Here is a 6,450-nt window from a genome sequence, read left to right as displayed (position 1 = left end):
GTTCAATTATATCGAGTGTGATTACAATCGCTGGCGTCGCCACAGTGCCTGCGGTGGTATCAGCCCGGAACAGTTCGAAAACCAAATCCTCGCTTAGGGCGTGTCCACATTACGTGGGTAGGATCAACGGAGCTGCACAGCCGTGGTCAACCAAAGACCGCATAAAATATGTAGAACTTCCGACACAAGGGAAAATACGTTTTGTACCAGATAGTAATTACTCTCCCAGCAATCCGTTACCAAGAGGGCCAAATAATGGTTATCTTGATAAATTTGGTAATGAGTGGGTAAAAGGCCCGTCTCGCACAGCTGGGCAAGCTTTTGAATGGGATGTTCAGCTATCACCTAAAGGTAAAGCTCAGCTTGGCTGGGCAACAAGAGATGGCTCACACTTAAATATATCTCTGGATGGACGTATTACACACAAGTAACCAGGAGTCGCATTTATGGAAAATAAGATCGGTTTTTATCAGGAGGTAAAAATATCTTCTGACTGCAAAGAAAAGAATAAAAAATATGCAGGTCAAAGAGGTGGGGTTATGGGTATAAGTGAAGAAGGTGGCATACTTTATGGCTACTCAATAAAGCTTTATGACGAGGAGTATCTTCTATCTTTTGATAAAGATGAAGTAATTCCAACGGGGAAACAACTTACACAAAACGATTTTTATTAATTAGTTAGAGTGAGTCCCGGCCTCATCAGCCGGGATTTTTTACCCTCTCACAACGCCGCCACTCCACCGTCTCCGGTCGGGGTGGCCGCTTCTGCGGCGTACTGATGGCGGTGATAAACGCCGCAATCTGCCGCTGCCTGCGGGCTGAGAGCTTTTTACAGGCCTGGCGCAGCACAGCAACGACGACTCGGTGCGCGAGCAGACCGGGCTGTTTGCCGGCGACGGCGGCTTTGACGTCACCACCGGACGCCATACGCAGCTTGACGGCGCGGTCATCGCCTCCACCGCCGGCGCCGGCAAAAACCGCCTCGACACCGGCACCCTCGGCTTCAGCGATATCCACAATCAGGCCGACTTCAGCACCTCGCATCAGGGCGCCAGCCTCAGCTCCCGCTCCGGCTTTGACCCCGCCGCGAATCTCTACAGCAACGCCGCGAATATCGCCATGGCCCCCTTCGGCACCGGCTCGTCGCTGCAGCAGGCGCTGAGCGCCGCCACCGCCGCGGTGCAGGGGCTGGCCGGCGGCAATATGGCCCAGGCCCTCAGCGGCGCCGCCGCGCCCTATCTGGCTGAGCAGATACACATAATGACCACCGACCCGGTCACCGGCAACCTGAACGCCAGCGCGAACCTGATGGCCCACGCGGTGCTGGGCGCGGTGACGGCGCAACTGCAGGACGGCTCCGCGCTGGCCGGGGCGGCGGGCGCCAGCGCCGGTGAATATATCGCGCAGCAGCTGTATCCGGGCGTGGATAAGAGTAAGCTGTCGGAGGAGCAGAAGCAGAGCAGCAGCGCGGGCGCCCTCTCCGGCGCGCAGGCCGGGAAGAATGCGGTGGAGAATAATGCGCTGAGCCTGCCGGCAGGTATGGCGGCTTATGGCCAGGCGGTGGCATCATGGAATCAGTATGCAGAAGCTAACGGCCTGACTGACGCCGAAAAACAGGCAGGCCTGAAGAAACTGGCTGAGGGAGATATGCCGGAGTATGCAAACGTGACAAAAGTGATTGTGGAAGGCTCCACAGACGGCGCTATTCTGGCCGGAGCCTGGTACCTCGGCCCGGCGGCAACAATATGGGAGGTAGCTGCCAGTGGTACTATCGGCACCATCGCCAACGGTACCTATCAGTGGTTCGATATCAACAGCAGGGAAAATCAGAGTAAGCCGTTAAATGAAAGAAAAACCTGGGATTACTGGAGCAGCGGGTCAGCTGTCGTAACCGGTGCTCTGGCGCCAGGGCGTGGTGTCTGGCAGAACGTTGGAATTACCGTGGGTAGCTCGGTATTTACCGATGGGCCTGATGTGGGGGCTGTTGGTGGTGCAATAGCCGGGGCCGGGGTAGGTGGCGCGTTTGGGAAGTATGCACCAGGACTGCTGGAACCTGTTTTGGGGCCATCTTCAGGTTTTCTAAGTGATATTTCGGGTTCAGTGGGTGGAGAAATTATCGGCAATAAAATCAAAGACAAAATCAATGGTACAGGGAAACAGCTTGATGAAAAGTAATTGCGAATCTGAAATTACCCTTATAAAACTGTTCTTAGGAACAATTTATTTAACGATATGTTCGCTCATCTTTTTATTACTCGCTGGAATGCTAATTGATTTTATATTTGATGGAGAAATTAGCTTAAAAGGCGAATGGCTTTTCAATATATTAGCAGGCAGCATTATCATAGGTATATCTGGAAGCTTAGGTTCTTGGATCTTTGCCAAAATCGACGAACGCAAAACCCGCAAATCTCCGCCGTCCGATCCTGACTGATCAGGATAAAAATTCCGGCCCTTACCAGCCGGGATTTTTTACTCTCTCAACGAGCATCAGAGCTGCCCGTTCATCAGCGCCGCGACGAAAAACGGGTAATGACAGCGGCGGCAGCGCTGGTAAACTGCGCGGGTGCAGCCCCACGGCGGGGCGGTAGCGTGTCCGGCGACAAAAAGCGCGTCGGGGCAAAACGTTGGTGTACCGGAAGTACATCAGCAAAAAAACGCCGCAACCCACGGAAAGCACAGGGAAAATCTCCGTACGCCGTCAGGCTTCACAACAGATAAAGTTGTTGTGGAGAATAATGCGCTGGGAACCAGCGAAGAGCCGCTGATACACATTTATCCGGTAAATCCGCTGGCGAAATTTGGCATTGTGGATGAACATGGGCACAAGGTACCCGGCGGCGGCGGGTTAATCAGAGCGGCTAAATCCAGTAAAGCTAAACTTAATGAAGGAGCAAAGCAGGATCCAAGTCTGGATGCGGTAGTTAAAGAGGCTGGAAAAATCAATGCTGGAAAATTTGGACATCTTGAATTGGACTCTCTTACAAAGAGTGGTTCTGCGATAGATCCGGCAGCTAAATCTGGAAACTTTACCATTGCAGGAAGAGGTTTACAGAAACATGGTAGCCGTGAAGGAAGCGCTTATCCCGCAGCTAAAGGAACACCAGCTCAAATTAATGAGCAAGGACAGAAAGTATTGGATGAAATAGTGAAATCCTCCAGTTCCTCTGTGAAGGAAGGGAATCGTTTCGGTGGTTTTGATGTGATCGCTCCCGATGGTAGAGGAGCCAGATTTGATCCCCAGGGTAACTTCCGTGGATTTTTGGAGCCTTAATTATGAACAATACTGCCCCGTTAAAGATCATGATCTCCAGTGATATTGATTACGAATATTTAATAGCTGAAATTTATTGTGGCGATATATTTATCGCTCTTTTACAACAAGAACATGGAGTTGACGATATTAGAATAGAGTTTTCCTCTGATATTAATACCGTTAACTTGGATTGGTTTCAAAATGCATTAAATGAAGCTAAGAAAAAGTTGTTAAATCAGTAAGACAATCCCGGCCCTCACCAAGTCGGGATTTTTACATTATCACAACACCCGCCACCCGACTTCGCCGTTAAGCGGTGCCCGCTTCTGCGGCGTACTAAAAGCAGTGAGGCAATCTGCAATCTATCGCTGCCTGCGGGATGAAAGCTTTTTGCCGCCTCGACACCGGCACCCTGGGCTTCAGCGATATCCACAATCAGGCCGACTTCAGCACCGCGCATCAGGGCGTCAGTCTGAGCTCTTCGGGCGGCTTTGACCCGGTGGCGAATATCCGCAGCAACGCCGCTAACCTCGCCCTGTCCGGCGCCGGCCACAACGGCCACGACGAAGGCACCACCCGCGCTGCCGTCAGCGCGGGCAGCCTGGTTATCCGTGACGGTAAACGCCAGCAGCAGGACGTGGCGCGGCTCAGCCGCGACGCGGACCGCGCCAACGGCAGCATCGGGCAGATATTCGATAAGGAGAAAGAGCAGCGCCGCCTGCAGGCCGCGCAGCTGATAGGTGAAATCGGCGGTCAGGTCAGCGACATCGCCCGCACCCAGGGTCAGATTGCCGGTGAAAAGGCGAAGCGTGACCCGCAGGCGCTGAAGCGGGCCGAAGCGCAGCTGGCGGCCGCGGGCAACCGTAAGCCAACGCCGCAGCAGATAGCGAAGCAGGCTTACAACAACGCCATGGCACCGTTCGGCACCGGCTCATCGCTGCAGCAGGCGCTGAGCGCCGCCACCGCCGCGGTGCAGGGGCTGGCCGGCGGCAACATGGCGCAGGCGCTCAGCGGCGCGGCCGCCCCTTACCTGGCGGAGCAGATACACGTCCTGACCACCGACCCGGCCAGCGGCAGGGTAAACGTCAGCGCCAACCTGATGGCCCACGCGGTGCTGGGCGCGGTGACGGCGCAGTTGCAGGGCAACTCTGCCCTGGCGGGCGCGGCGGGTGCCTCCACCGGCGAGTATATCGCGCAGCAGCTGTATCCGGGCGTGGCCAGAAACCAGCTGACGGAAGAGCAGAAGCAGACCATCAGCGCCCTAAGCACCCTGGCCGCCGGGCTGGCGGGCGGGCTGGCCAGCGACAGCAGTGACGGCGCTCTCACCGGCGCCCAGGCCGGGAAGAATGCGGTTGAGAATAATGCGCTGGGTGACAGCGAGGAGCCGCTGATACACATTTATCCGGTAAATCCGTTAACATCAAAGATGAAGTTGATTGGAAAAGACGGAAAAACTCTGCCTGGCGGCGGTAGCGGACAGAGCAAAACGGCAAAGAACTCAGCTATAACAACTGAGGCTGTGGCGGCCAGTAAGGCAAAGAAAGCCAGCAGCACAAGGGAAATCACTGTCAATAAGGGCCAGCAAAATAAGCATATACCCGGTACAAATGAGTATAAAATAGCTTCAGAATCAGGATTAAACAAAAGCGTTATCACAGTATCACCCGATTCATTACTCTCAAAATTGGGGTCAGGGCAACAGGTAGGTAAGACCCCTGTCGGAATGCCGGGCTCTAAAGAGAGAATTAATTATGGGAAAATTATTGGAAATTATATTGATCCTCAAACAGGTGCATCTATACCTACAACTAATGGGATCGTGCATTACGGGAAAAATGGTGTACACGTTGTACCAGCAAGGCCTTAGAAGAGATAAATAATTATGGATAAAATGACTGAATTGACTAACTATTTTAAGTTATCAATACAAAGAGCTCTACTTGGAAATGTCACTTCGAATATGCGATCCATTGTCGCCGAAGTAAAAAATGGTAATATTCAACTATTTTTTTATTTTGACGGTGAAATCTTGGACGATGATGAGGAAACAGCTTCACAAATAGGAACAGAGGTGATTGCCGATTTTGATGATAGTTTTAACCTGGACGTAAATATAAGGCGTCTTGACTATCCAGATCCATTGAGGCATGCATCAGGAATATGCATCTTTCTACGAAAAGAATCATAAATATAAGTTCCCTAGCCTCTCGGCTGGGGATTATTCACAGCCCGTCCCCTCCCCCACGTCACCTTCTTATTGCGCTGAGGCTATTTCTGTGACGTACTGAAGGGGAGGGCTACAAGTCCACTATCGTTAACTAGTAAAACTTAATCCCTTTATGCAACATGCTGCCGCCCAACCTGAATGTAAATTTAGATGATAAAAAAACCTGTAACTGACAGATATGAAATTAGAATTTTATCAAGAAGTTGAAGTTTTTCCTGAAGCAGGGAACAATGAATACATTGGATGTAAAGGCGCGATTTTAGGCGTAAGTGAAGAAAATGGCATTGTGTATGGTTATGCTGTTGCTATCCACGGAAAGGGGAATACCGTTTATTTTGATAAAGATGATTTATCTCCAACTGGTTTATTCTTTAAAAGTGAAGACTATTATTAAAAAATCTCCATCTTCATCGGGCGGGATTTTCTGGCCCCTCACTAACTCTACCAACACACTTCTCTATTAGGTAACGGCTGTCTCCCCGGGGTACGGATGTAGTAATAAAATTCGTCACCTACCGCCTCGACACCGGCACCCTGGGCTTCAGCGACCTTCACAACCAGGCCGACTTCCGCACTGAGCATCAGGGCGTCAGTCTGAGCTCTTCGGGCGGCTTTGACCCGGTGGCGAATATCCGCAGCAACGCCGCTAACCTCGCCCTGTCCGGCGCCGGCCACAACGGCCACGACGAAGGCACCACCCGCGCTGCCGTCAGCGCGGGCAGCCTGGTTATCCGTGACGGCGCACACCAGCAGCAGAGCCTCAGCGGCCTCAGCCGCGACGCGGACCGCGCCAACGGCAGCATCGGGCAGATATTCGATAAGGAGAAAGAGCAGCGCCGCCTGCAGGCCGCGCAGCTGATGGGTGAAATCGGCGGTCAGGTCAGCGACATTGCCCGCACCCAGGGGCAGATTGCCGGTGAAAAGGCGAAGCGTGACCCGCAGGCGCTGAAGCGGGCCGAAGCGCAGC

General features: G+C 52.8%; 9 protein-coding genes and 3 pseudogenes. All 12 read left to right on the top strand.

Features of this window, described 5'->3' with window-relative positions:
* Positions 1–97, top strand: a 97-nt coding sequence (locus BTJ39_RS25260) for an IS3 family transposase (protein ID WP_139356339.1), incomplete at its 5' end; no start/stop codon positions are given.
* The gene (locus BTJ39_RS23955; RefSeq protein ID WP_338418169.1) at positions 54–431 is read left to right on the top strand and encodes a polymorphic toxin type 17 domain-containing protein; all 378 of its coding nucleotides are present in this window, start codon (positions 54–56) and stop codon (positions 429–431) included. The genes BTJ39_RS25260 and BTJ39_RS23955, both read left to right, overlap by 44 nt.
* A 15-nt stretch (positions 432–446) precedes the next feature.
* Positions 447–674, top strand: coding sequence for an Imm31 family immunity protein (locus BTJ39_RS23950; RefSeq protein ID WP_078005166.1), 228 nt, complete (start codon positions 447–449; stop codon positions 672–674).
* Between the two features lie 172 nt (positions 675–846).
* Positions 847–2,175, top strand: a pseudogene (locus BTJ39_RS25330) (VENN motif pre-toxin domain-containing protein); the annotation flags it as partial.
* The gene (locus tag BTJ39_RS23935) at positions 2,165–2,434 is read left to right on the top strand and encodes a hypothetical protein (RefSeq protein WP_078005163.1); all 270 of its coding nucleotides are present in this window, start codon (positions 2,165–2,167) and stop codon (positions 2,432–2,434) included. The pseudogene BTJ39_RS25330 and the gene BTJ39_RS23935, both read left to right, overlap by 11 nt.
* A gap of 132 nt (positions 2,435–2,566) precedes the next feature.
* Entirely contained in the window at positions 2,567–3,274 is a 708-nt protein-coding gene (locus BTJ39_RS25250) for a hypothetical protein (RefSeq protein ID WP_241825974.1), read from the top strand.
* A 2-nt stretch (positions 3,275–3,276) separates the two neighbouring features.
* The gene (locus tag BTJ39_RS23925; protein ID WP_078005162.1) at positions 3,277–3,498 is read left to right on the top strand and encodes a hypothetical protein; all 222 of its coding nucleotides are present in this window, start codon (positions 3,277–3,279) and stop codon (positions 3,496–3,498) included.
* Positions 3,499–3,650: 152 nt separating this feature from the next.
* Positions 3,651–4,637, top strand: a pseudogene (locus tag BTJ39_RS23920) (VENN motif pre-toxin domain-containing protein); the annotation flags it as partial.
* Between the two features lie 45 nt (positions 4,638–4,682).
* A complete protein-coding gene (locus BTJ39_RS25245) occupies positions 4,683–5,123 on the top strand; it encodes a polymorphic toxin type 50 domain-containing protein (RefSeq protein WP_241825975.1) in 441 nt (146 codons plus the stop codon).
* Positions 5,124–5,138: 15 nt separating this feature from the next.
* The gene (locus tag BTJ39_RS23915) at positions 5,139–5,444 is read left to right on the top strand and encodes a MafI2 family immunity protein (protein WP_078005160.1); all 306 of its coding nucleotides are present in this window, start codon (positions 5,139–5,141) and stop codon (positions 5,442–5,444) included.
* A 217-nt stretch (positions 5,445–5,661) separates the two neighbouring features.
* On the top strand, positions 5,662–5,877 hold the full coding sequence (locus tag BTJ39_RS23910; RefSeq protein ID WP_078005159.1) for an Imm31 family immunity protein: 216 nt from the start codon (positions 5,662–5,664) through the stop codon (positions 5,875–5,877).
* 227 nt (positions 5,878–6,104) lie between these two features.
* A pseudogene (locus BTJ39_RS23905) lies at positions 6,105–6,450 on the top strand (VENN motif pre-toxin domain-containing protein); the annotation flags it as partial.

The sequence above is a fragment of the Izhakiella australiensis genome, assembly GCF_002006995.1.
GTDB lineage: Bacteria > Pseudomonadota > Gammaproteobacteria > Enterobacterales > Enterobacteriaceae > Izhakiella > Izhakiella australiensis.
Note: the sequence above shows the minus strand (reverse complement) of the source record. Positions and strands in the feature narration are given on the sequence as shown.

What these genes read in the sequence shown, in the direction of transcription:
- BTJ39_RS23935 (WP_078005163.1), top strand. Translation starts at nt 2,165, where the DNA reads ATGAAAAGTAATTGCGAATCTGAAATTACCCTTATAAAACTGTTCTTA.
- BTJ39_RS23925 (WP_078005162.1), top strand. Translation starts at nt 3,277, where the DNA reads ATGAACAATACTGCCCCGTTAAAGATCATGATCTCCAGTGATATTGAT.
- BTJ39_RS23910 (WP_078005159.1), top strand. Translation starts at nt 5,662, where the DNA reads ATGAAATTAGAATTTTATCAAGAAGTTGAAGTTTTTCCTGAAGCAGGG.
- BTJ39_RS23915 (WP_078005160.1), top strand. Translation starts at nt 5,139, where the DNA reads ATGGATAAAATGACTGAATTGACTAACTATTTTAAGTTATCAATACAA.
- BTJ39_RS25245 (WP_241825975.1), top strand. Translation starts at nt 4,683, where the DNA reads ATGAAGTTGATTGGAAAAGACGGAAAAACTCTGCCTGGCGGCGGTAGC.
- BTJ39_RS23950 (WP_078005166.1), top strand. Translation starts at nt 447, where the DNA reads ATGGAAAATAAGATCGGTTTTTATCAGGAGGTAAAAATATCTTCTGAC.